The following is a 24,758-nucleotide window of genomic DNA, read 5'->3' on the forward strand; positions in this document are numbered from 1 at the left end:
TGGGTTCTTAGCCCTGATGGTAGCGGTATCCTTTTGCTTTAGCCATTTTGGCGAAGCAAAAGATATAGCGTACAGCAGGAAAAAGCTCCTTAAAATTTGCTATATTTGAGTTTATAAAGATAAATTATTTCCTATGAAATCTATAAATCCAGATGATTTTAAAGTGGTTGACAAGATTAAATTGTCTGCACTACCAACTAATCTAGAAGTTGGTGCTAGCGATGAAAAAAAAGAAAATAAATTAGAGAAAATAACTGCCAAGTTAAGCGAATTGCAGGACGTTATGTACGCGCACAATATATATGGTGTACTGATTTGCTTGCAAGGAATGGACACTTCTGGAAAAGACAGTTTGATACGCGAAGTTTTTAAAGGGTTTAATTCACGAGGAGTTGTGGTTAGTAGTTTTAAAACTCCAAATTCTACTGAACTGGAACATGATTATTTATGGCGTCACTATTTAGCTTTACCTGAAAAGGGAAAATTTGCGATTTTTAATAGAACTCATTATGAGAATGTTTTAGTAACACGTGTTCATCCCGAATATATCCTGAATGAGAATTTGCCTGGAATAGAAAAGCTAGAAGACATTACACCCGAGTTTTGGGAAAATAGAATGGAGCAAATTAGAAATTTTGAGAAGCACATTACTCAAAACGGAATTATAGTTCTGAAATTCTTTATGCATTTAAGTAAGGAAGAACAAAGACAACGATTGTTGCGACGTTTAGAAGAAGGGAAACACAATTGGAAGTTCTCGACTGGTGATCTAAAAGAAAGAGAACACTGGGAGGAATATATGGAATATTATGAAGAAGCAATAAATAAAACCGCAACTAAAGAGGCACCTTGGTATGTAATTCCAGCTGATGATAAAGAAATGGCGCGTTACATTGTAGGAAAAATAATTTGGGAAGAAATGCAAAAATATACCGATATTAAAGAGCCTGAAATGGATGATAAAATACGAGCAAACATAGCCGTTTACAAAGAAATGTTAGATAAAGAATAAACAAAAAAAAATGCGCTGAGATCAGCGCATTTTTTTTAATCAGATATAGTTTATAGTTTAAAACCATAAGCGATACGTAAAGCAATTTGATTCGTGTCATACTCTGTGTATGATTCATAACGCAAACTCACATCAATATCTTTTCCAGCAAATCCAACTCCTGGAGACCATAAGTAAGTATCTTGTTTGTATCCGTTAGTTACAGCAATACCACCACCAACTTCACCTAATACATAAAATTGATCTTCCCATACGAAAGCTTTAAATCCTAACTTTACAGGAATAAATCCAAGATCTTTTACACCATCATTGATGAATAAGTTTGTAAAACCTGTAGTTAATGTTGCTGAGTATCTTTTTGTTAAATCGTATTGAAGTCTTACATCTCCACCTATTGAATAGTTGTAAACATCTTCGTTTGTAGGTACACCAGCGTTAAGACCAACACCTAAACGGAAACCTTGATCGTAATTTTCTAATTTATTAGTTTCTTGAGCTTGAGTTTGATTTGAAAACATTACTGCCATTGTAAATGCTACTGCGATTTTAATTTTTCCTGAAATTTTCATAATTGTTCTTTTTAAATTTTATTCTAATTTTTTTGTTTTAGTGTGTCAAACACAACGGTACAAATGTAAAATTGTTAGCGCTCGAAATAGTTATACAATTTGAAGCCTTTGTTATAGAATTACTTGTTTGGATGAGATAATTTTTAAAATAGTAGCTTATATATTCAATTGTATCGATACAATTCATTGCTTCTGCTTACCTTTGTCGACTTTAAAAAAAAGCAAGTGAATTTATCCCAGTACACCAAAGAGTTTTCTTATAATTTAAAATTAGCGTATCCTATTATTTTAGGAATGCTAGGACATACCATTGTTGGTATTGTTGATAATATAATGGTTGGAAAATTAGGTCCAACAGAACTAGCAGCGGTTTCTTTAGGAAATAGTTTTGTTTTTATAGCTTTATCATTAGGGATTGGTTTCTCTACTGCGATTACACCGTTGGCAGCAGAAGCGGATGGTAAAAATGATATAGAAGAAGGAAGGAGTGTTTTTCATCACGGATTGTTTTTATGTACGATCTTAGGATTTACTTTATTCTTGATTATTTTCTTTTTTAAACCTTTGATTTCCTTGATGGGTCAGCCGGATATTGTGGTCGAAATGGCCAAACCTTATCTTGATATTGTTGCTTTTTCTCTAGTCCCTTTGATAATTTACCAAGCCTACAAGCAATTTGCTGATGGTAAGTCGGAGACGAAATATTCTATGTGGGCTACCATTATAGGTAATGTAGTCAATGTGGTGATCAATTATTTTTTAATTTATGGTATTTGGATTTTTCCTAAAATGGGAATTGTCGGAGCCGGAATTGGTACCATTGTTTCTCGTATCGTAATGTTGGTTTATATGCATTATAGTTTGATTAGAAAACCAAAATTTCATCCTTATTTTGAAAATTTCAGTTTTAAAGAGATTAAGAAAAAAATGCTGAATAAGATTATTAATTTAGGCTTACCGTCTTCTATGCAAATGTTTTTTGAGGTAGCTTTGTTTACGGGAGCTATTTGGCTTTCAGGACTTTTAGGTACGACTAGCCAAGCCGCGAATCAGATAGCGCTAAGTTTAGCCTCTCTAACTTTTATGTTTGCAATGGGTTTGAGTGTTGCCGTAATGATTAGAGTAGGAAACCAAAAAGGATTAATGGATTATGTGAAATTACAACTCGTAGCTCGCTCCATATTTTTACTAGCCATACTCTTAGAAATTGTTTTTGCTGTTATCTTTATCGTTTTTTACCAATATTTACCTAGAATTTTCGTTGATGTCAATGATATCAAGCACATTGTAGAAACTAAAGAAGTTATTTTAATCGCTTCGCAACTATTATTTGTTGCTGCATTTTTTCAAATTTCTGACGGAATACAAGTAGTCGTTTTAGGAGCGTTAAGGGGTTTGCAAGATGTAAAAGTGCCTATGTACATTACTTTTGTTGCTTATTGGGTTATCGGATTTCCAATTTCAATTTACTTAGGATTGTACACTGATTTGAAAGCCATCGGTATTTGGATTGGACTTTCGGCTGGACTTACAGCTGCGGCTATATTTTTGTATATTCGCTTTGCAAGACTAACAAAAAAATTAATTTTAGAAGGACAATTTAAAGACATTAATAAATAAAATATATTATGGAATTACCAAAATTTTTACTAGGTGACAATACTGACTTCCCAGAAGACATTTTTATCATACATCTTGATTATCCAAGATTTATAATCAATTTGAAAGACGATGAGGTAGAGTTTATTGAAGAGGCTGAAGATCTAGATGAAGGAGAATTAAATGCAGAAATGGAAGGATTAATTGTTCTTGCAAATGATTTTTACGATCGTGAAATGGAGCGCTACGAAAAAGAATAGTTTTTACAAAAAAAATTAGTGTATCGAAAATAAAGTAAAAAGCTGATTATAAACAAAATGAAGTCTGAGAAATTAGAGTGTTGATTTGTTTATGATTGGCTTTTATTTTTTGTTTTAATTCTATAACAGAATCATATTCCTTTTATTCTGTTTATTTTTGTTTAAAATTAATATCCATTTATAAAATATAATAATTTCCTCTTAATGAAAAAATTAGCTTTTTTAAAACCTGTTTTTAACTTTATGGCAATTGGATTGCTAATTATGACTTTGAGTCGGTTGTTTTTATTTTTCTTATTCAAAGATCGAGTAGTAGAAACGGAGAATTACTGGTATATCTTTCCAATTGGCTTACGAATGGACTTAATTCTTTTGAGTTATTTATCCTTTCTTCCAGCGCTCTTAGTTACATTTACTCCAAATAATGCTATTAAATTCGTTAATAAAATCCTGCCTTTCTATAGTTTTTTATTTCTGTTTTTGATTCTTTTTGTCGAGCTTGCTACTCCAGATTTTGTAAAGCAATATGATACACGTCCCAACAAAATCTTCTTAGATTATTTAATATATCCCAAAGAAGTAGTTGGAATGTTGCTAAAAAGCTATTTGACCTCCATTATAGTTACTTTTTTAATTCTGGGTGTTGTATTGTATTTTGCTCTAAAAAAAGGAAAAGTTCTCTTTCATACTCATTCTTCAGATTATAAATTCAAATTACTACTCTTTCCATTGGTGCTCTTTTTACTCTTTTTTGGAGCACGTTCTAGTTTGACTTCTAAAAGACCTATTAATGCCAGCAATGCAGTTTTTTCTACAGATCAATTGACCAATTGCTTAGGATTAAATTCTTTTTATACGGTTGCATTTGCGGCTTATTCAATTAAGAACGAAGGAAATACAAAAATGTACGGCAAAATGGAAGAGGCAGAAGCCACAGCACGTGTAAAAAAATACATGGATGTGACTCAATTTACAGATCCAGCTATTCCTTTTTTGCATGTTCAAACTCCAGACACCATCTTAAAAAGACCGTATAATTTAGTTATCTTTTTACAAGAAAGTTTAGGTGCAGAATATGTTGGAATTTTAGGTGGAAAACCCCTAACACCGGAGTTTGATAAACTTTCTAAAGAAGGTTTATTGTTTACTAATCTATATTGTACAGGTACGCGAAGTGTAAGAGGGATAGAAGCGGTAGTTACAGGATTTCTTCCATCTCCATCAGAAAGTGTGGTAAAATTAGGTAATTCACAACAAGGGTTTTTTACTTTGGCAGAAGCTTTAAAACGCAAAGGATACGAAACCAGTTTTATTTATGGAGGAATGTCTAATTTTGACAATATGGCTTCTTTTTTTAACGGAAATGGTTTTGAGGATATTGTAGATCAAGATGATTTTGATGCTGATGGTAAAAAATATGCTTTCAAAGGAACTTGGGGTTATTCTGATGAAGATTTAGTAGTTAAGGCCAACGATTATTTTAAATCTAAAGGAGACAAACCATTCTTTTCATTGATGTTTTCTACATCCAATCACGAACCTTTTGAATATCCTGAAGGAAGAATAAAAAGATACGATCAGAAAGCTGCAACGGTGAACAATGCCATGAAATATGCTGATTTCTCGATTGGAAAATTCATGGAAATGGCTAAAAAAGAACCGTATTATAAAAACACTATTTTTATTGTGATAGCAGATCACAACACCAGAACATTTGGTAAAAATTTAGTTCCAATCAATAAATTTCATATTCCTGCTTTAATAATTGGTCCAAATGTTCCTAAAGGAAAAACATACGATCAATTAGCGAGTCAAATTGACATTCCGCCTACATTATTAAGTTATTTAGGCGCTGAGTTTGAAACTCCTATGGTGGGGAGAAATTTAACTAAAATAAAGGCAACAACAAAAGGAAGATCAATCATGCAGTTTAATGATATCAATGCTTTTAGAATTGAGGATCAAGTTGTTATTATGCAACCTAATTTGCAACCTTTGCAATTTAAAATTAAAAATGATACTACATTGATTCCTGTAAAATTAGATCCTGAATTGGCAAAAGATGCTTTAGCGCATGTGATTACTGCAGGTAATTTATATAGAGAAAATAAATATAAGCTAAGAGATATCAAGAAAAAGAAATAGAAACTAGTCCGTATTCTGCGGATTGTTTTTAGAATTTTGATACAAGTTTAATAATTTTTGAGCGGCTGCAAATGGTGATATTTCATTATTTTGCACCGCTTTTTTTGTAGGTTCTAAAAGATTCTGTATTTCGTGTTGGTTGTAGAAATTTATTTTTAATTGCTCATTTATGGTTTCCAGCATCCAATATTGATTTTGTTCTTTTCTTTTTTCAAAAAAGGATTGATTTTCTTTAGTCAATGCTAGAAATTTTTGAATTATTTCCCAAACTACTGGAATTCCTTCCTTAGTGATAGCGCTACAAGTGGAGGTTTTAGGAATCCATCCTGATTTTTTTGCTGGAAAAAGATGTAAGGCTCTATTGAATTCCATTTTAGCAAACTGCGCTTTTTTAATGTTATCACCATCGGCTTTATTAATTACAATAGCATCTGCCATTTCCATAATACCCCGTTTTATGCCTTGTAATTCATCTCCAGCACCCGCTATTTTTAGCAATAAAAAGAAATCTACCATACTATGAACAGCGGTTTCGCTTTGGCCAACGCCAACCGTTTCTATAATAATAGTATCAAAACCACACGCTTCGCAAAGTGTAATTGTTTCACGAGTTTTTCGAGCAACACCTCCTAATGTTTCACCAGAAGCAGACGGACGGATATAAGCATTTTTATCTTTAACCAATTCTTCCATACGAGTTTTATCACCCAGAATACTACCATGACTTATGGTGCTACTAGGATCAACAGCAAGTACCGCTACTTTTTTTCCCTGATTGGTCAAAAATTTACCAAAGGCTTCAATAAAAGTACTTTTACCTACACCGGGAACGCCAGTGATTCCAATTCGCATCGATTTTCCAGAATGTGGTAAACAAGCATTGATTACTTCATTGGCTTTGCTTAAGTGATTGCTATTTGTGCTCTCCACTAAAGTTATGGCACGACTCAAAGCAGTTATGTTTCCCTCTAAAATACCTTCAACTAATGCAGTTGCTGAAGGTTGTATTTTTCTAAAATGCTGAATTGTTCCAATAGAAGTTAAACTAGTGGTTTCTGGTGGAGGAATTCCTGCTTTTTCATTCAAAGCGCTAAGATGTGATTTTTTGTTTTGCAAAATGGATGATTTGAAAAGTAAAAGTAGTGAAAACATAAACAGTTTCAAAAAAAGCATCCTATATCAAGTCATTGTTTACCTTGTAAAAGGATTCTTTTTTTTTGTTCAATTAAAAATAAGAATTGTAAAAGGATACAATGCTTTTTTACCAATATCATTATTATTAATGCTATAAATGGCAATGATGTAATTATTATTCATTTCTGTTTTTCTTTATTTCTAGGAGATTTATAAATAGTATTTTTGCAATCAATTGTGTGTCATGTATAACTTTGCATTAATTTTTATTTTTTTATTTTTAGGTCTTTTTCTTCAAAAGTTAAAGGGCTTCCCTACGGAAATTTACAAACTTTTAAATAAGATTGTAATTTACTTGTGTCTTCCTGCTATTGCATTGTATTATATACCTAAAATCGTATGGAATAACCAACTGTTATATCCTATTGGAGTAGCTTGGCTTGGATTTGCAGCTTCTTATCTGTTTTTTAGTCTTTTAGGTAAAAAGCTCGGATGGTCTCGTAAGCTTACAGGATGTTTAATTATTACAGCTGGTTTAGGAAATACCTCTTTTTTGGGTTATCCAATCATCGAAGCATTGTATGGAGAGGAAGGGTTGAAAACGGCTATTTTAGTTGATCAACCTGGCTCATTTGTTGTGCTTTCTACGGTTACTATTCTCATCGCTACTTTGTATTCTACTGGAAAGCCAAATGGTCTCGAAATCGCAAAAAAAATTGCTATTTTCCCACCATTCATCACTTTTGTGATAGCTTGTTTGATGAATTTTTTAAATGTTGATTTTCACGAATACATTCAATATTTTCTTCAAAAAACAGGAAGTGTTATTACGCCATTAGCGATGCTTTCTGTTGGTTTGCAATTACAGTTTGATAGAAGAAGTCAGCATTGGAGATATTTAGGATTGGGACTTTTATTTAAATTAATACTCACTCCGGCTTTCATCTATTTACTGTATGTTGTAATTTTGCAGCAGCATTCAAAAACGATAGACGTAGCTGTTATGGAATCTGCAATGGCTCCAATGATTACTGGGAGCATTCTCGCAACTACTCACGGATTAAAACCTAAATTGAGTAGCATGATGATTGGTTTTGGAATTCCACTTTCTTTCATCACCTTAATTTTTTGGTATTTTGTACTTCAACTATAAATCTTATTTGAAGCAGTATTAATGTATTTTATTAAAAAAAAATGAATTTATCCTCCACTAACGCATCAACTATTGATGGCGTTTCTACTGCACAAAAAACAGTTTATCCTATATTATTTTCAATTGCATTTGCGCATTTGATTAATGATTTATTACAAGCAGTAATTCCTGCTGCTTATCCTATTTTAAAGGACAATTATAATTTAACATTTACTCAAATAGGCTTAATTACATTAGCATATCAACTAGCAGCTTCGATTTTGCAACCTTTGGTAGGTTTGTACACCGATAAAAGGCCTAAACCTTTTTCTCAGATTTTCGGAATGATTTTTACAGCACTCGGAATAATCTCTTTGTCTTACGCAGCTAGTTTTTCTATGATTATTCTTTCGGTTGTTTTAGTAGGAATTGGTTCTTCAATTTTTCATCCAGAAGCTTCTCGCATCTCCTTTTTAGCCTCTGGAGGAAAGCGTGGTTTAGCACAATCTATATTTCAGTTGGGTGGAAATGCTGGTACAGCTTTAGGACCTTTGTTAGTGGCATTAATCGTTGTGCCTAATGCGCAACACTACATTATTTGGTTTCTTGTAGCGGCAGTCATCGGATTATTAGTTTTGAGCAGAATAGCACTTTGGTATCAAAATCACCTCAGTTTAAGAAGTACCAAAAAAGCAGTAATCGATTTACCGAATTTGTCTCAAAATCAAATTGTAATTTCGGTAGTAATTTTGATGGTGCTCATATTCTCAAAATTTGTTTATATGGCTAGTATGTCTAGTTATTTTACTTTTTATTTGATGGAGAGATTTAATTTATCTGTTCAAGATGCTCAATTTCACTTGGTTCTCTTTTTAGCTTCGTGTGCTTTAGGAACCTTAATTGGAGGTCCTTTAGGAGATAAATTTGGCCGAAAATATGTTATCTGGTTTTCTGTATTAGGAGCCGCTCCCTTTACATTATTGTTGCCATTTGTAGATTTATTCTGGACAGGTGTATTATCAGTAGTAATCGGTACAATTATCTCTTCGGCATTTCCAGCAATTTTGGTTTATGCACAAGAATTATTGCCTAAAAAACTGGGTATGGTTTCCGGTCTGTTTTATGGTTTTGCTTTCGGAATGGGCGGTCTTGGTTCCGCTTTGTTAGGAAATTTAGCAGATCATAGCAGTATTACTTATGTATATCATTTATGTGCTTATTTGCCTCTAATCGGGATCATAGCTTTCTTTTTGCCTAACTTAAAGAAAAAACAGTCCTAATATAAATTTTTTATGTAGCTTATTCCTGCTCTCCATTATATCTTTTATTTCCTATTCTTCCTTCGTCTTAATAGGAAATAAAAGGATGCCATTGCGATCAGGGCTATGAGCTTAGTATTCCTAAGGCGAACTTTACTATTACTTTTTTTTGTTTTTAAGTAAAACGATTAGAATTTTAAGTTTATATTTTTCTTTATCAATTTAAATTCAATAACTTACCGTACTATTAATCAAATAAATAAATGAGTATGGCAACAGTACGATTGGGCGATATTGCCCCTGATTTTGAAGCAGAGACCTCACAAGGAAAAATAAAATTTCATGAATGGCTGGGAGATTCATGGTGTATATTATTTTCACATCCAGCTGATTTTACTCCAGTTTGTACTACTGAATTAGGAACAGTAGCAAACTATTATCCTGAATTTCAAAAACGAAATGTAAAAGTTATTGCTTTGAGTGTTGATGGTGTAGCTTCTCACATGGAGTGGATTAAGGATATAAATGAAACTCAAAATTCTACTGTAAATTTTCCTATCATTGCCGACGAGGATAAGCATGTTGCTATGTTATATGATATGATGCATCCCAATGCCAGTGAAAGTTTTACAGTTCGTTCTGTTTTTATAATTGGACCCGATAAAAAAATTAAATTAACACTGACGTATCCAGCTTCTACGGGTAGAAATTTTGATGAATTGTTACGTGTAATTGATAGTTTACAGCTAACTGCAAATTATAGTGTAGCCACTCCAGCGAATTGGAAAGACGGTGATCCTGTTGTAATTTCACCATCAATTAAAGATGAAGATATTGCGGCAAAATTTCCAAAAGGTTCCGAACGAATAAAACCATATTTAAGAATGACACCACAACCTAATAAATAGGTCTTTTCATTTTACAAGTTAAAACAAAAAGCAGTATGTATTATTATACTGCTTTTTGTTTTCTAATTATTTTTTATTGGTAATTATTAGTCCCAATACTATAATAGCCATGCTTATAATTTGTATAAATTCAATAGATTGGCCTAGAAAAAAATATGCGAGAATGCCACTAAATATTGGAATCAAGTAATAAATAACAGCTGTTTTTGATGTGCCAATTAATACGATGGCTTCGTTCCATAAGTAAAAAGAAACTAACGAAGCGAATATGCCAACATAGGAGATAATAAGAAGTGTCTTTGAATCGATTACTACTTTTTCGAGATAAGTATTTTCCCAGAGGTAAAAAGGCAGCAGTATCAAGGTACCAATTACGAATACATAATATAAAAACACTTTAGGCTCTAATTCCTTTGGCTTTTTTCTAACTAAAAGAGTATAACAAGCAAAGAAAAAACAGGCGAGAAGCATTAATAAATCTCCAAATGCAAAGTTAATACGAAGCAACGCGTCTAATGAACCTTTACTAATAAGTACTAAAACTCCTGTAATTATAGTTATAATTCCCGCTATAGCTAGATTCGAAACTTTCTCTTTAAATACAATTCTAGAAATCCCTATAATGAATAAGGGAATCGAGATAGCCATCAAGGATAAATTAAAAGCACTCGTGGTTTTTCCGGCAAAGTAAATTAAAGTGTTAAAGATCGAGATACCTAATATTGCAGTTAATAAGAGATATTTAATGTGTTTTTTTACAATTTTAAAATCTGTAATAGTCGCTCTCAAAGCCAAAGGAGTAAGGACAACACAAGCAACTGTCCAACGCCAAAAAGCCAATCCTATTGGCGGAATATGTTCTTTTACGCCACTAGCAATAACCATGTTTACCGACCATAAAAACGTAGCTAGCAATGCAAATAAAATGCCTTTTGTTGTTTTGCTCATTAAACAAGATTCTTTATTTTGGCATGTTGCAATAACAAGATTGTTTTGGCATCTTTAATTTCACCCGATTCGATTTTAGCATAAGCTTCCTCAAAGGACATTTCTAAAACATCTATATTTTCTTGTTCACTTTCTAATCCACCACCTTCACTCACTTTTAGACTTTCGTCATAGTGTCCTACAAACAAATATAGAATTTCTGTCACGGCACCTGGCGACATATAAGTTTCCATTACTTTTTGTACAGCAGTAATTCGGTATCCTGTTTCTTCCTCAGTCTCTCTTATGATGCATTGTTCTGGATTATCTTGATCTAGTAATCCCGCACAAACCTCAATCATCATTCCCGATGCATTCCCGTTTAAGTAAGTAGGCAATCGGAACTGTCGGGTAAGAATAACTGTTTTTTGTTTGGTGTTGTACAACAAAATAGCTGCACCATTGCCACGATCATACACTTCTCTTTTTTGAGTGATCCATGATGCATCTTTCTTTTGATAATCAAATGTTACTTTATTTAAAATATAGTGGTTATTAGAAAGGACTTCGGTTTTTTGTATGTTAATTACGGGGTTTTTCATGTGAAATGGATTTTGTTTAAAAGAGTATTTTAGAGCAATAATGTAGCTGTTTATTTCATACTACAATAATAACTTAAGGAGTGTATTTGTTAATCGTCATCAATTTGCTAAATAGCCAAAATAAATTTGAGATTTAGAGTGGAGTAGGTTTGTGATCTTAATTAAAAAGCTATTGTTTAAAAAAAAACGCTCTGAATTATCAGAGCGTTAGTAATATTATTTTAGAATCGTTTGCTTTCTGTCTGGTCCTACAGAGACAATCTTAATAGAAACTTCAACTTCTTTTTCTATAAATTCAATATATTCTTTAAGCTCTTGCGGTAATTCATCATAAGTTGTCATACCAGTTAAATCTTGTTTCCATCCTTTGAACTCTTGGTAAACAGGAGTTACATTTTCTGGTTCGATGTTATAAGGAAAATGAGAAATTTTTTCTCCTTTATAATTGTATTCCGTACATACTTTTAGTGTTTCAAATCCAGAAAGCACATCGCCTTTCATCATCATCAATTGGGTAACACCATTTACTTGAATCGCGTATTTAAGCGCTACTAAGTCTAACCAACCACAACGTCTTTGTCTTCCTGTTACAGATCCAAATTCATTTCCTACTCTTGCCATTGTTGCACCATCTTCATCAAAAAGCTCAGTAGGGAATGGTCCGCTACCAACACGAGTGATATAAGCTTTGAAAATTCCAAAAACTTCTTTGATTTTATTAGGCGCAATTCCTAAACCAGTACAAGCACCTGCAGCAGTAGTATTAGAAGAAGTAACAAATGGATATGTTCCAAAATCTACATCTAATAAAGAGCCTTGCGCACCTTCGCATAAGATAGATTTACCTGCTTTCTGTGCTTGGTGTAAATATTCTTCACTATCGATAAAATCTAATTTTTTTAAATCTTCAATTGCTTCAAAGAATTCTTTTTCTAATTCCGGTAAGTTGTATTGAATATCAACATCGTAAAAAGCAATCATCGCTTCATGCTTATCAGCCAAAGCTCTGTAACGATCAGCAAAATCTTCTAATTCGATATCTCCTACACGAATTCCGTTTCTACCAGTTTTGTCCATGTAAGTTGGTCCTATTCCTTTAAGCGTAGATCCAATTTTTGCTTTTCCTTTAGAAGCTTCCGAAGCTGCGTCTAATAAACGGTGCGTAGGTAAGATTAAATGAGCTTTTCTTGAAATAATTAATTTAGATTGTAGATCTAAATTAAATTTAGCCAAACCATCAATCTCACTTTTAAAAACTACAGGATCAATTACAACACCATTACCAATGATGTTAATGTTGTTTCCGTGAAAAATTCCAGAAGGAATGGTTCTAAGTACGTGTTTTATTCCGTCAAATTCTAAAGTATGTCCTGCGTTTGGTCCGCCTTGAAAACGAGCAATAATGTCGTATTTTGAAGTTAGAACATCAACAATTTTTCCTTTTCCTTCATCTCCCCATTGTAATCCTAGTAATAAATCTACGGTCATTCTGTGTGTTATTTGTAGTTAATTTTTATATTTCGGAACCGTCTTGTTCCTCGTTCTTTTTTTGTTTTTTTACACCATATAAATACAAAGAATGATTAGTGATTTCTATATCAAAAATTTCTTCAATTGTTTTCTTAATAGTTTGAATTCTGGGATCACAAAACTCAATTACTTCACCTGTATCGGTCATAATAATGTGATCGTGCTGTTTGTCAAAGTACGATTTCTCATAATGAGCCTGATTTTGTCCAAACTGATGTTTTCGAACTAGAGCACAGTCAAGAAGCAATTCGATGGTGTTGTAAAGCGTTGCTCTACTCACACGATAGTTCTTGTTTTTCATTTTGATATAGAGATTCTCTACATCAAAATGTTCTTCGCTGTCGTAAATTTCCTGAAGTATTGCATAACGCTCAGGGGTTTTACGATGTCCTTTATTTTCAAGATACATTGTAAAAACATTTTTTACAATTTCTTGGTTTTTCGTGTTATCTATTGAAATGAGTGTCATATACTGGCAAAGGTAATTTTTTTAGTTTAAAGATTAAAGTTTCCCGTTTGTTAAGTTCAAAGTTTGTCCTTTTTCTAGGTTAAAAGATAAAAAATAAACAAATTTTTATGTTTTGTATTCGCGAGTTACTTTATCTACACCATCAATTTTTTTGATGTTACTGATCATTTTTTTCAAGATCGTATTGTTCTGTACAATTACAGTTACTTGACCATGAAAAATTCCAGCGTCGGTATTCAAAGCTATACTTTGAATATTGACATGCATATTGTTTGAAATTACTTTTGTCAATTGATTGGTAAGTCCTAAAACATCCATTCCTGTAACGTTAATGATTGCTTTAAATTCTTCTTGCGATGAGTCAATCCATTTGGCAGGCATGATTCGATAAGCGTAATTAGATTGCATTCCTATCGCGTTAGGGCAATCTTTTTTATGCACTTTTATTCCCTCGTTAATCGTAACGAATCCAAAAACTTCATCTCCAGGAATTGGATTGCAACAAGGCGATAATTTATAATCTAATTTATCTTGTTCTTTCCCAAAAACAAGCATGTCATAGTTGCTGCTTATTACTGGCCTTTGTATGTCCTCAATAGCCTGAGAGCTAGGAGAACGCTTCATTTTGTTTTTGAAAAAGTTGATGAAGGTATTGCTCTTTTGAGCAGCATAATCTTTTAATTGTTGATTTTCTATGGCTCCAACTCCAACTCTGTAAAATAGATCTAAACTCGTTTTTAATTTAAAAAAGTTAACCAATTCATTAATAACTTGCTCGCTTAACGTTATTTTTAAGTGTTTTAATTTTCGAGTTAGGAGTTCTTTTCCTTCTTCACCAATTTTCTTAGTGTTTTCGTTTAAAACATTTTTGATTTTTGTTTTAGCTCTCGAAGTTGTCACATAATCAAGCCAGTTGATGGTTGGTTTTTGATGTTGTGAAGTAATGACTTCTATTTGGTCGCCACTTTTTAGTTCAAAATTAAGAGGCACTAATTTTCCGTTTACTCGTGTTCCTCTTGTACGAATTCCTATTTCCGAGTGTATGCTAAAAGCAAAATCGAGTGAAGTTGCCCCTTTAGGAAGTGATTTAATTTCACCCTTAGGTGTAAATACAAAGATCTCTTTTGAATATAAATTCATTTTAAAATCTTCTACAAAATCTACTGCATTTGATTCAGAGTTTTCTAAAGCTTCTTTCAATAAATTAAGCCATACATCTAAACCACTTTCTTCTGTAGCGCCATTTTTATATTTGTAATGTGCAGCATATCCTTTCTCTGCAATTTCATCCATACGTTCACTTCGTACTTGAACTTCTACCCAACGTCCTTTAGGTCCCATTACAGTAATGTGTAAGGCTTCATAACCTGTAGATTTTGGTGAAGAAATCCAGTCTCGTAAACGGCTTGGACTCGGTCTATAATGATCCGTGACTATAGAGTATATTTTCCAAGCAATAAATTTCTCGTCGTGGGTGTTGGATTTGTATACAATCCGAAGTGCAAATTTATCGTAGACTTCTTCGAATCTTACGTTTTGAGCATGCATTTTTCTACGAATCGAATAGATCGATTTTGGTCGCCCTTTTATTATGTATTCGACACCTTCGTCGTCTAATGACTTTTTAAGTACATCAGAAATAGATTTTATATAATCGTCTTGTTCTTCTTTGGTTTCTTGTATTTTGCTAACAATTTCATTATAAATAGCTGGTTCTGTATATTTAAGACCTAAGTCTTCCAACTTTGTTTTGATGTTGTATAAGCCAAGTCTGTGCGCTAAAGGTGCGTAAATGTATAGTGTTTCAGAGGCTATCTTGACTTGTTTGTCCTCCCGCATCGATTCCATGGTTTGCATATTGTGCAAACGGTCGGCAAGTTTTATCAGAATAACGCGAACATCATCATTCAACGTTAATATCATTTTCCTAAAATTCTCTGCTTGCATAGAGATGTTTAAATCCTTTTGAACCAATGCTATTTTTGTAAGTCCTTCTACAATTTGAGCTAGTTTTGGATTAAACATATTGGCGATATCCTCAACTGTAGTTGGTGTATCCTCTACAACGTCGTGTAGCAATGCGGCAGCAATAGAGGTTGCTCCCAAACCTATTTCTGAGGCTACAATTTTAGCAACAGCAATGGGATGAAAAATATAAGCTTCACCTGATTTTCTTCGTTGGTCTTTGTGCGCTTCTACAGCCACATCAAATGCTTTGCGAATGAGTTTTTTATCCTCATCACTTAGTGTTTGATAGCTTATGCGCAGCAATTCTTTATATTCTTGAGCAATTGCTTTATTTTCTTTTTCTAGATCAATTTCTATCATACGGGTAGGATTCAATTCCTAAAAATAGAAATTTGTTAGGAGATATGCAAGGAAAAACGCTTTTCAATGCTTAAATATTAAATTACAATTTATCAAAACATTAGTCTATTTTACTAAAATCTAAATCTTGAAAATCATAACTAAAATCGGTTAATTCAGAAATGGCTTTCATTGTCAATCGAGCTGCTTTTCCTGTTGCGTCATATTCAAAAAATAAATGAGCATCGGCATGAAAATAAGCATTGTTCCATTTTACAACATAATTACCTTCTTTATAAAAAAAAACTTCACCGGTAAGTTGTGGCGAACGTTTGGAAGCAAAATATAATTTCCCTTTCTTTTCTGAAATCGCTACTTCGCCAAACCAATTGTCCTTGTAGGTTCCTAAAATTCTCTTATAATCTTCTTTTACTTTATTTTTTTTGTTGGTAGCAATTGTCGCCCAGACAGCTTCTGTTTTTTTATCTGCAGATTCCTCATTTTCTTTTAAACTCTTGCTGTAATTGGCGACATAATCTTCTGGTTGTATTCCTAAATAGCTATCTTTTATGGTATTTGTTATCGCTCTAAATGCCGCACCAGATTGCTGATTAGTCAAAACAATAATTCCTAAATTCAATTCAGGCAGTAAGGTAACTTGAGTAACAATTCCTTCTAATCCTCCAGTATGAGTCACTTGTTTGTATCCTTTTACATCACTCAAAAACCATCCTAATCCGTAACCACTAAAATGGGTATTATAAGGTGGTCTGGCATTTACCGGAATGATAGTTTGCAATTGCCACATTTCGTTGTGTTCTTTTTTTGAAAATAATTGCTTTTTATCTGCTCCATATTGTCCGTTATTCATTTGCATAATTGTCCATTTGCTTAGGTCATTTACGCTGGAATAAATTCCGGCTGCTGCATCAAAAAGCTGATTTTGATAGCGCTTGATAACTTTTAGTTTTCCATCTATAGGCACATGAGGAGCTATAATGTTGGTGGTATCTTTTAGTCGTAAAAAAGAGGCCGCACTGTTATTCATTTCTAATGGTTTCATAATGCGTTGCTCGATAAAATCACACCAACTTAAACCACTAGCAACGTGAATAACTTCGCCAGCGACTATATAAAGTAAATTGTCATAATCATATTGCGTTCTGAAAGCGGAAACTGGTTTTAAATATTGTAAATTCTGAATAATGTCTTGTGCTGTAAAATTACTTCCATCAGGCCAAATCATTAAGTCACCCGCACCAAGACCCAATCCGCTGCGGTGGGTTAGTAAATCACGAATCGTAAATTCATTAGTGACGTAATCATTATACATTTTGAAATTAGGAAGGTATTTAATGACTTTGTCGTCCCACTTCATTTTGCCCTCATCTACTAACATAGCTAAAGCTGCACTGGTAAAAGCTTTACTGTTTGAAGCTATTCCGAAAAGTGTATTGGCATCTACTTTTTCTTTGGTCAAAATAGATTTAACACCGTATCCTTCAGCGTGAACAATTTTTCCATCTTTGACAATGGCAACTGCAATTCCGGGAACGTTAAAAGTTTTTAAAGTGCGATTTACTAATTCGTCGACTTGTGTCGAACTCATTTGTGCAAAAGTGCTCACACTAAAAGCGATTAATAATAAGGCTAAGATATTTTTTCTCATCTTTTTTAATTTAAAATTAATTATTTAAAATTTCTCTGTCTTTTGGCTTCAAAAATCAAAACTGCAGCAGCAACAGAAACGTTCATAGAATCGATTTCACCTTGCATAGGAATGATGATGTTTTGTGTTGCTTCTTTTCGCCATTCTTGGGTTAAACCAGTAGCTTCTGTGCCCACTACTAATGCTGTTGGAGCAGTATAGTCTTGTGTGTGGTATGCAGTCGAATTTTGTAACGTAGCACAATAAAAATTGATGTTTCGTTCTTTTAAAAAAGCAATTATTTCTGATGTTGTTCCCGTGGCGATTTGTCTCGTAAAAAGACAACCTACGCTAGAACGCACAATATTAGGGTTGTATAAATCGCTTTTTGGATTGGCAATGATTACTGCGTCTAGATTTGCCGCATCGGCAGTTCTTAATAACGCACCAATATTTCCTGGTTTTTCTGGCGCTTCGGCAACAAGTATTAATGGATTATCTGATAATTTTAAATCAGATAATTGTAGTGCTTTTGTTTTGGCTATAGCCAAAATCCCTTCGGTGGTATCTCGATAGGCGAGTTTTTGATAGACTTCTTTGTTGATTTCTATTAGCTCCGCATTATTTGATAATTCACGAGCTTCTGACTCTGAACATATTTCTGGAAAAAACAGTAGTGTTTCTATTTCGTAAGCTCCTTTTATGGCTATAGCAATTTCACGTTTTCCTTCCATCAAAAAAGTTCCCGATTGTCTGCGCGCCTTCGCTTTTTCTTGTAATAGCACTAAAGATTTTATGTATGAATTTTGTATCGAAGTGATTTGTTTCAAAGCTTTCAACTATTTAATTAATAGCTACAAATATACACAGAGAAAATCCAGTTTTTGTGATCGGGTTCGAATATTTATTTAGAATAATTAGAATCTTTAATTAAGAGAGTTTCCAACTGATTTGACGCGTATTTTAGTTATTTTTGTACGATTTTCAAAACTCAAACTTCCAAAATAAATGTTTCAAATACTGGATATCATTGGTACAATGGCATTTGCCATGTCGGGCGCATTAACCGCTATGAATAAAAAGATGGATCCTTTTGGGGTTTTTATTATTGCATTTGTTACTGCGGTTGGTGGCGGAACCCTGCGAGATGTTTTAATCGGAAGAACCCCAGTAGGTTGGATGCTGGATCTAAAGTATGTTTACGTTATAGGAATTAGCTTTGTGTTGGCGATTATTTTTAGAAAAAAATTCGATAAATTGCGTACTTCGTTGTTTTTGTTTGATACCATCGGATTGGGTGTGTTTACATTGATAGGTCTTGAAAAAGGAATAAACACCGGACTTCATCCTGTTATTTGTATTGCATTAGGGACAATGACTGCGTGTTTTGGAGGTGTGATTCGTGATATTTTATGTACCGAAATCCCCGTTATTTTTAGAAGAGAAATCTATGCTACCATATGTATTTTAGGAGGAACTGTCTTCTTCTTACTTCGAAAATTAAATTTAGATAATGATATTTTATACTTGACTACCTCATTGGTTATTATCTCTGTGCGTTTGATGGCTGTAAAATTTAGATGGTATTTACCTACTTTAGAAAACAAATAAAAAAATGGTCACTTTCACTAAGTTTAAAATAAAATATTGAAAAACTATTCTCTTAAACAGTACCAAGAAAACGATTATCTAAACTGGAATGCCTTTATTGGTCAAGCCAAAAACGCAACTTTTTTATTTCATCGTGATTTTATGGAATACCATAAAGATCGATTTAAGGATTTCTCATTGATGGTCTACGATGATCAAAAATTGGTCGCTGTTTTACCTGCGAATCGTGTAGGGGATTCTGTTTATTCCCATCAAGGGCTGACTTATGGTGGATTAGTATATTCGTCTAAAATAAATGCTGAGCAACTAGCACCTATTATTGAAGGTTTGTTATCTTTTTTGAAGCAAAAAGGATTTCTATATTTCTATTACAAGCCAATTCCCTCTTTTTACACTTATAGGGGTAATCAAGAAGCTGATTTTTTCTTATTTAAAAAAGGAGCCTTTGTGTTAAAAAAGGAAATGAATTTAGCTATAAATCTAAGTCTGCCTCTAAAAATTTCAAAAAGTAAATTAAAACACTTTAGAAAAATAGAAATGGACGATTTAGACTTAGTCGAAGAACAGCAATTAGATGCTTTTTGGCAATTAGTATTAGAGCCACGTCTAAAAGAAAAATACAATGCAAAACCCGTTCATACTTTAGCCGAAATAACACAATTAAAAAATAGGTTTCCAGATAATATCAAGCAATTTTCAGTGTATCATGAAAATGAAATTATTGCTGGAATTACCCTATTTGAAACTCCTACAACTGTTAAGTCTCAGTATGGCGCAACTACCAATAGAGGGGAAAGCCTTCGTGCTTTAGATTTTTTATTCATCAACTTGATACAAAAATATAAGCAAGAAGGAAAGCTTTTTTTTGATATGGGTATTGTAAATGAAGATAATGAAAGCGGATATCATGCTGGACTTTTAAAACAAAAAGAAGAGTTGGGTTGTTCCGTTTATAGTCAAGATTTTTATAAAATGAATCTGATATGATACCATTTTTAGATTTAAAAAAGATAAATGAACCTTTTGAAACTGCTTTTCATGAAAAATTAAAATCAGTTTTAGAAAGCGGTTGGTATGTTTTAGGAAATGAAGTTAAAACATTTGAAACCCAATTTGCTAACTATTGCGGCGCAAAACATTGTATTGGTACAGGCAATGGATTAGACGCTTTAGTGTTGCTTTTTAAAGCATATATTGTTTTAGGTAAATTGCAAAAAGGCGATGAAGTTATTGTACCCGCAAATACTTATATCGCTAGTATTTTGGCTATTTTACAAGCCGATTTAGTTCCGGTTTTGGTCGAGCCAAAAATAGAAACCTATAATATCAATGCAGACTTAATTAGTGATAAAATCAATTCTAGAACTAAGGCGATTTTAGCAGTTCATTTGTACGGACAATTAGCTGATATGGATGCAATAAATACCATTGCTACTGGGCATAATTTAGTTGTTGTAGAAGATGCTGCGCAAGCTCATGGTGCAAAAGCAAATCAAAAAACAGAAACAATAAATCAAGAAGCTGCCATTGCTTATAGTTTTTATCCAAGTAAAAATTTGGGTGCATTAGGCGATGCAGGAGCAGTAGTAACAAACAATTCTGAATTGGCTAAAGTAATTTGTTCTCTTCGAAATTATGGTTCTAAAACCAAATATTACAATGATTTTGCAGGTGTAAATTCAAGATTAGATGAATTACAAGCGGCTTTTTTAAATATAAAATTGCCTTATTTAGAGGCCGATAATGATAAACGACGTGCTATTGCAAAACGTTATTTATCAGAAATAAAAAACGATAAAATTACATTGCCGTTTTATGATAATTCGGTAAATCATATTTTTCATTTATTTGTAATTCGTACTCCTTACAGGAATGAATTACAAAGTTATTTGACTGAGAATGGCATAGAAACGGTTATTCATTATCCAATACCTCCACACAAACAAAAAGCATTAGCCTCTTTTAATAATTTATCTTTTCCTATTACCGAAAAAATTCATGATCAAGTATTGAGTCTGCCATTAAATCCAACTTTAACTATAGAGCAGGTGAATTTTATCATAAAAAAAGTAAATGAATGGATCTAGTACAAAGTAGTATTTAAATAAAGTGGAAACAGAAAGAAAGGAATCACAGAAAACCATTTTAAAAGCCACAGGAGTTTTTGGCTTTTCACAAGTATTAAAAATTCTTGTTGGGTTGGTTGGCTCTAAATTTGTCGCTTTGTTTTTAGGAATTACCGGCGTTGGTATTATAGGACTTTTACAAAATATGATATCCATAATTACTGCTGTAACAGGATTTGGTATTAGTATAAGTGGTGTACGAATGGTATCATTATCACATTCTAAGAATCATATAGAAGAATTTTCAAGAACAGTTGTAGTCCTTAAAAGAGCTGCTATAGTGACAGGATTTTTTGGTTTTTTAGTGACTTTTGTACTTGCAAATAATCTAAGTATTTGGACTTTTGGATCAGAAGCACATGCTAATTGGTTTTACGTTTTGTCTTTTAATTTAATTTTTTCCAGTTTAGCAGTCCATAAAATGGTGCTTTTGCAAAGCACTCGCTCCATAAAAAAAATCGCTTTTTCCTCGGTTGTCTATTCGGTTGTATTAACTCTAATTACTATTCCTATCTATTATTTATTTAGATTAGATGGTATTGTAGCTGTTTTGCTTTTGTCTGCCATTTTGAATTATCTAGTAAATTGGTTTTTTTCAAGAAAGATTAAAGTAATTCCGGTTCAAGTAAGTATAAAAGAAACGATATCACGCGGTAAGGATATGATACAATTGGGGTTTTTACTCTCTGTAAATGTAATTTTCGGGCAAATAACGGCTTACTTACTTAAACTTTATTTCAATTTTCAGCATGTTTCTGAGTCTGTTTTAGGATTGTATGTCGCTGCTTCTACGATACTGATTAGCTATGTTGGGCTGATTTTTAATGCTATGTGTACTGATTTTTATCCTCGATTGACCATCGTACAAAAAGATAATGCAAAAGTTAAAGACTTGGTGAATGATCAAATTGAAGTGGGCTTATTGCTTATTACGCCACTTATTTTAGTATTTTATCTTTTAGCGCCCTTTGTAATTAGAATATTGTATTCTAGAGATTTTATTGCAGTAGTTTTGATTCTTAAATTGGCATTATTAGCCATAATTATTAAGGCGATAATGTGGCCACTTGCTTTTATAATTTTAGCAAAAGGGGAAAAGAAATTGTATTTTAAGCAAGAATTATTGTCAGATACAATGAATATTGGATTTACTATTTTATTCTATAACTATTTAGGTTTAGTAGGTATTGGTCTGGCCTTACTGCTAAATTACGTTCTTTATGGTTTGTATGTTTATTATATTGTTAATAAGAAATTTGAATTTAATTTCAGAAAAAATACTTTTATAATTATCTGTAAATCAATAATTTTAGGGGTTTTAGCTTCTATAGTTGTTTTTTGGATTGATTATCCTAATTCTTTTTGGATTTTGATTATACTTTGTTTTTATTCGTTTTATTTATCTTATATAGAATTTGATAAAAGAATAAATATTAAAAGCTATTTAGCAAATTTTAGAAATAAATATTAATAATTAAAACTATTTATAGCGCTCTATCAGTTAGTACAAAGTTTTTGCTCTAACCTTCAAATCTAGAAAAACATACTTAGTGAGCAATAAAAAATCACGCGTGTGAAAAGCTATTTTCATTTCTACTCGAATGCGTTTCAGCATGGCCTTAAATTCCTCTTTGTTTTGATTTAAAATAAAAACCTTTTGCAAAATAAGATAAGTCGAGTAATTGAAACGACGTGTTTTCAAATTGTTTTTTTGTAGCAATAAAGTGTACATAGAATTATTCAACCTTCTTTTCTGAACTAAAATTTCATCGACAAAATCAAAATTATAAACTCTTGAAGCCCGAATCCACAAATCATAATCTTCGTAGGCTAAATTCTCATCGTAACCATTGAGCTTGTCAAAAACCTCTCGTTTTACTAAAGCAGCTACGGAGCAAAGTTTTGTTTTACCATTTAATAAATTAATATAAATGTTACCAGTAGGTTGTAGAGTAACTCCTTTTCTATTTTTGTCAGTTTCAAAATAGTCGTGAATGTGTTGCCCTTTTTCTGAAATCCATTCCGCATTACCATATACTAATCCAAGATTTTTATACGTGCTTTCAGCAAATCCTTTCAATTGTTTTGTGATGCATTCTGGATGTAATACATCATCAGCAGCAAGATCTATTATGTATTCTCCGTTAGCTAATTTTAAACACTGATTAAAGGTTTTAGTATTCCCTCTATTTTGAGTGTTTAAAATAAACGGAATATCAGAGTGGTTTTTTAGCCAGCTTTCAATAACTTTTTGAGAGTTATCGGTACTGCAATCATCTGCTATAATTAGCTCTACGTTGCTATGAGTTTGGTTAATTACAGAATCTAAAGCTTCAACAACAAATGATGCGTGATTATAGCACAAACAAATTACGGTAACTAGCGGATTTTTTTGCATTAAGTTGAGGTAGGAGTTTTATATTTGTTACGAAAATAATAATTCAATGTTGGTAAAGCAAGGCAAAACGACTAAAATAGCGCTCATAGGATATACACTTGCTGATGGCGGTTTAGAGCGTGCCTTTAGTTCGTTATCGCAGCTATTGCACGATTCCTATTTTGAGGTTCACGTTATCGTTTTAGAAAATAAAGTAGCTTATCCTTATTATGGTACTTTAATTAATTTGGGGAAATATTCTAAATTTCAGAAATACTTCAAACTGAAAAAGTATTTAAACAAACAACAATTTGACTACATCATAGATTTTAGGTACCGTATCAATCCGTTGATGGAATTGGTTTTTTTATATTACCTCTATTCTGGTTTTAAATTTATTTATACGATTCACAGTAGTGTTTTAGAACATTATTTTACGTCAAGTAAAGTAATGGCAAATCAAATTTTTAGTAAAGCTTTTAAGATTGTGTCGGTTTCGAGTGAAATGAATGCTATAATCAAAAAAAAATATGGTTTTGAAAAAGGGATTGTAATTTCAAATATTGTTAAAAACAAAATAATGAATTCGGAAGCTAGTTTACCTTTTAAATATTGTCTTGCAATAGGAAGATTAGTGTCATTGAAGCAATTTGATCAATTGATTACAACCTATTGTAAAAGTGATTTGCCAAATAGTGAAATTCATTTAGTAATTATAGGAGAAGGAGAGGAGAAAGACCGTTTGCAAAAACTGATTCAAGAAAGTCAATATTCAAATTATATTCATCTTTTGGGTTTTAAAGAAAATACCTTATTTTATTGTAAAGAAGCTCTTTTTTTAGTTTTAACAAGTAATTATGAAGGGTTTCCAATGGTTATTTTAGAAGCTTTATCTGTTGGTACGACCGTAATTTCTTTTGATTGTAAAACGGGACCAAGCGAACTAATAACGAATGAAGAAAATGGTCTTTTAGTAGACAATCAGGATTTTGAAGCTTTGAAAATCGCAATGAATAGAATGCTATATGAAAAAGTACTTTATACCTATTGCAAAGAAAATACAAAAGGATCTGTAGCTAAATTTTCATCGGAAAAAATTTCTCAAAAATGGATAACGTTACTAAAAAGTAATACCGAATAAAA

The 24,758-nt window shown here is 32.5% G+C and carries 22 protein-coding genes; 12 read left to right on the plus strand and 10 right to left on the minus strand.

The features are described from left to right. Positions 1–133 precede the first annotated feature (133 nt). A complete protein-coding gene (locus H2650_RS07160; protein WP_188050093.1) occupies positions 134–1,012 on the plus strand; it encodes a PPK2 family polyphosphate kinase in 879 nt (292 codons plus the stop codon). 50 nt (positions 1,013–1,062) lie between these two features. Here H2650_RS07160 and H2650_RS07165 read toward each other — a convergent pair whose 3' ends face one another. Beyond that, on the minus strand, positions 1,063–1,581 hold the full coding sequence (locus H2650_RS07165; RefSeq protein WP_188050095.1) for a hypothetical protein: 519 nt from the start codon (positions 1,579–1,581) through the stop codon (positions 1,063–1,065). A gap of 225 nt (positions 1,582–1,806) precedes the next feature. Here H2650_RS07165 and H2650_RS07170 point away from each other — a divergent pair, with 225 nt between their 5' ends. From H2650_RS07170 to H2650_RS07180, 3 genes are all read left to right on the plus strand, one after another. Continuing rightward, positions 1,807–3,201 carry an MATE family efflux transporter gene (locus H2650_RS07170; protein WP_188050097.1) on the plus strand — a complete coding sequence of 465 codons (1,395 nt, stop codon included), beginning with the start codon at positions 1,807–1,809 and terminating at the stop codon, positions 3,199–3,201. A gap of 8 nt (positions 3,202–3,209) precedes the next feature. Continuing rightward, the gene (locus H2650_RS07175; RefSeq protein ID WP_188050099.1) at positions 3,210–3,440 is read left to right on the plus strand and encodes a hypothetical protein; all 231 of its coding nucleotides are present in this window, start codon (positions 3,210–3,212) and stop codon (positions 3,438–3,440) included. Positions 3,441–3,644: 204 nt separating this feature from the next. Continuing rightward, positions 3,645–5,585 carry an LTA synthase family protein gene (locus tag H2650_RS07180; RefSeq protein ID WP_188050101.1) on the plus strand — a complete coding sequence of 647 codons (1,941 nt, stop codon included), beginning with the start codon at positions 3,645–3,647 and terminating at the stop codon, positions 5,583–5,585. 3 nt (positions 5,586–5,588) lie between these two features. Here H2650_RS07180 and meaB read toward each other — a convergent pair whose 3' ends face one another. After that, entirely contained in the window at positions 5,589–6,737 is a 1,149-nt protein-coding gene (gene meaB / locus H2650_RS07185; RefSeq protein ID WP_370566822.1) for a methylmalonyl Co-A mutase-associated GTPase MeaB, read from the minus strand. A gap of 226 nt (positions 6,738–6,963) precedes the next feature. On the opposite strand from meaB, the gene H2650_RS07190 reads away from it, so the two are divergent. The 3 genes from H2650_RS07190 (at position 6,964) to H2650_RS07200 (ending at position 10,018) form a co-directional block, all read left to right on the plus strand. Continuing rightward, positions 6,964–7,872, plus strand: a complete 909-nt coding sequence (locus H2650_RS07190) for an AEC family transporter (protein WP_188050105.1) — start codon at positions 6,964–6,966, stop codon at positions 7,870–7,872. A 41-nt stretch (positions 7,873–7,913) separates the two neighbouring features. Next, a complete protein-coding gene (locus H2650_RS07195) occupies positions 7,914–9,131 on the plus strand; it encodes an MFS transporter (RefSeq protein WP_188050108.1) in 1,218 nt (405 codons plus the stop codon). Between the two features lie 248 nt (positions 9,132–9,379). Beyond that, positions 9,380–10,018, plus strand: a complete 639-nt coding sequence (locus tag H2650_RS07200; protein ID WP_188050109.1) for a peroxiredoxin — start codon at positions 9,380–9,382, stop codon at positions 10,016–10,018. Positions 10,019–10,084: 66 nt separating this feature from the next. Here the strand turns inward: H2650_RS07200 and H2650_RS07205 are convergent, their stop codons facing one another. The 7 genes from H2650_RS07205 to H2650_RS07235 form a co-directional block, all read right to left on the minus strand. Next, positions 10,085–10,966 (minus strand): DMT family transporter, encoded by an 882-nt coding sequence (locus H2650_RS07205; RefSeq protein ID WP_188050111.1) that lies wholly within the window; start codon positions 10,964–10,966, stop codon positions 10,085–10,087. Then, on the minus strand, positions 10,966–11,547 hold the full coding sequence (locus H2650_RS07210; protein ID WP_188050113.1) for an NUDIX domain-containing protein: 582 nt from the start codon (positions 11,545–11,547) through the stop codon (positions 10,966–10,968). Before H2650_RS07210 ends, H2650_RS07205 begins: the two co-directional genes overlap by 1 nt. A gap of 216 nt (positions 11,548–11,763) precedes the next feature. After that, positions 11,764–13,035, minus strand: a complete 1,272-nt coding sequence (locus tag H2650_RS07215; protein ID WP_188050115.1) for an adenylosuccinate synthase — start codon at positions 13,033–13,035, stop codon at positions 11,764–11,766. Between the two features lie 25 nt (positions 13,036–13,060). Continuing rightward, positions 13,061–13,546, minus strand: coding sequence for a Fur family transcriptional regulator (locus H2650_RS07220; RefSeq protein WP_188050117.1), 486 nt, complete (start codon positions 13,544–13,546; stop codon positions 13,061–13,063). A gap of 105 nt (positions 13,547–13,651) precedes the next feature. Next, the gene (locus H2650_RS07225; protein ID WP_188050119.1) at positions 13,652–15,874 is read right to left on the minus strand and encodes a bifunctional (p)ppGpp synthetase/guanosine-3',5'-bis(diphosphate) 3'-pyrophosphohydrolase; all 2,223 of its coding nucleotides are present in this window, start codon (positions 15,872–15,874) and stop codon (positions 13,652–13,654) included. A 100-nt stretch (positions 15,875–15,974) separates the two neighbouring features. Continuing rightward, complete coding sequence (locus H2650_RS07230; RefSeq protein ID WP_188050121.1) at positions 15,975–17,522, minus strand: serine hydrolase; 1,548 nt, start codon at positions 17,520–17,522, stop codon at positions 15,975–15,977. A 20-nt stretch (positions 17,523–17,542) separates the two neighbouring features. Beyond that, positions 17,543–18,331, minus strand: coding sequence for an RNA methyltransferase (locus H2650_RS07235; protein WP_188050122.1), 789 nt, complete (start codon positions 18,329–18,331; stop codon positions 17,543–17,545). Between the two features lie 178 nt (positions 18,332–18,509). Between H2650_RS07235 and H2650_RS07240 the strand changes: the two genes are divergently transcribed. The 4 genes from H2650_RS07240 to H2650_RS07255 are packed head-to-tail and all read left to right on the plus strand — an operon-like array spanning position 18,510 to position 22,709. Next, the gene (locus H2650_RS07240) at positions 18,510–19,112 is read left to right on the plus strand and encodes a trimeric intracellular cation channel family protein (protein ID WP_188050123.1); all 603 of its coding nucleotides are present in this window, start codon (positions 18,510–18,512) and stop codon (positions 19,110–19,112) included. Positions 19,113–19,148: 36 nt separating this feature from the next. Then, positions 19,149–20,099 carry a GNAT family N-acetyltransferase gene (locus H2650_RS07245; protein WP_188050124.1) on the plus strand — a complete coding sequence of 317 codons (951 nt, stop codon included), beginning with the start codon at positions 19,149–19,151 and terminating at the stop codon, positions 20,097–20,099. Then, positions 20,096–21,199 carry a DegT/DnrJ/EryC1/StrS aminotransferase family protein gene (locus tag H2650_RS07250; RefSeq protein WP_188050125.1) on the plus strand — a complete coding sequence of 368 codons (1,104 nt, stop codon included), beginning with the start codon at positions 20,096–20,098 and terminating at the stop codon, positions 21,197–21,199. The genes H2650_RS07245 and H2650_RS07250 overlap by 4 nt, the downstream gene beginning before the upstream one ends. A 22-nt stretch (positions 21,200–21,221) precedes the next feature. Further along, positions 21,222–22,709, plus strand: a complete 1,488-nt coding sequence (locus H2650_RS07255; RefSeq protein ID WP_188050126.1) for an oligosaccharide flippase family protein — start codon at positions 21,222–21,224, stop codon at positions 22,707–22,709. Between the two features lie 30 nt (positions 22,710–22,739). Here H2650_RS07255 and H2650_RS07260 read toward each other — a convergent pair whose 3' ends face one another. Beyond that, the gene (locus H2650_RS07260) at positions 22,740–23,636 is read right to left on the minus strand and encodes a glycosyltransferase (protein ID WP_188050127.1); all 897 of its coding nucleotides are present in this window, start codon (positions 23,634–23,636) and stop codon (positions 22,740–22,742) included. A 46-nt stretch (positions 23,637–23,682) separates the two neighbouring features. On the opposite strand from H2650_RS07260, the gene H2650_RS07265 reads away from it, so the two are divergent. Beyond that, a complete protein-coding gene (locus tag H2650_RS07265) occupies positions 23,683–24,756 on the plus strand; it encodes a glycosyltransferase (RefSeq protein WP_188050128.1) in 1,074 nt (357 codons plus the stop codon). Positions 24,757–24,758: the final 2 nt, after the last annotated feature.

The sequence above is a fragment of the Flavobacterium sp. GP15 genome (genome assembly GCF_014281985.1).
GTDB lineage: Bacteria > Bacteroidota > Bacteroidia > Flavobacteriales > Flavobacteriaceae > Flavobacterium > Flavobacterium pygoscelis.